Annotated in this window: 1 pseudogene; it reads right to left on the reverse strand. The window is 45.7% G+C overall.

Annotated elements, in window-relative coordinates:
* Nucleotides 1-106: 106 nt before the first annotated feature.
* Nucleotides 107-1,010: pseudogene (locus tag EXE45_RS16725) on the reverse strand (hypothetical protein); the annotation flags it as partial.

A 1,010-nucleotide genomic window follows, 5' to 3' on the forward strand; every position in this document is an offset into this window, starting at 1 on the left:
CGGGAGGGCATCGACGAGGTCGTTAGCGAGCATACTGAGGAGCGGACGCAGGCGTTTGTGTAGCTTTTTGGAAGACGTTCGCTCCCCTAACCGCATTCAGAGATCGCTATTTTACTGGTTCTGTCTGATCAGTCAACTGATCTTTAAATAGCTCATCAATGAGTTCGAGTAAACGCTCACGAAGCGTGTTAACATCTGTTTTGAGCGTGCTACCGTCCTTATGATGAGCCATCCACCGACGTTCGGCACCATTGACCCTATCTAGGTAGCTAATCGTGCGCTGACTCGCTGGTGTGTTATGTCGGATTCCGTCTACAAGATTTGAATACTTGTAGAGTACACCGGCATCGGATTTTTCGTGTTCAATGACATCTTTATCTCCCGTCCGCTTCAGATAATCTATTATAACCCATTCAATGCCGTGAATGTAGCAACTTAGTGCGGCGTTGAGGTGATCCCGTTGGAAGCTGGAATCACCCTCGTCAATGTACTGTATCGCGGTTCTACCATGTTCTGTCTCTCTGAGAATGTCCCGATATTTCTGTTCAAGAGAGTTGTCAAGCAATTCTGCTTCTGTGTGTGGTTCTTGGAATGTTTCTGCTTCAACTCTCCGAGCATACTTTGTGATTCTTTGCTTCGTCGTGCTGATAGCACTCTTCACGTCATATTCTTCATTAGAATCAAGCATTCCCTGATGCTGTTGTTGTAGCAACACAGGTCGCGCAATTACTTCGATTTCGTACCCCTCAGTTCCATTCTGGATAGAGATAGTTCGAAAGTGAAAGTCGATTTCAAACGGGATGTCAGCGCGTTTTCGTTTAAGACGGTCATGGTATTTATCAGTAAGAATATCTTGTTTCTCTCTCTCCGGAGCAAGGCCCAGTTTTTCTCTGAATTTGAATGAGAGTGGCAGTTCTGGCTTTGTGATTTCTAAGCGGAAAGTCATGGTACGGGACTCAGGCAGAAATGGAAGGTCTCCTTGATTGACCCGCTTGTATCCATCTTGTAAT

It is taken from the genome of Halorubrum sp. SP9, from assembly GCF_005435015.1.
Lineage (GTDB): Archaea > Halobacteriota > Halobacteria > Halobacteriales > Haloferacaceae > Halorubrum > Halorubrum sodomense.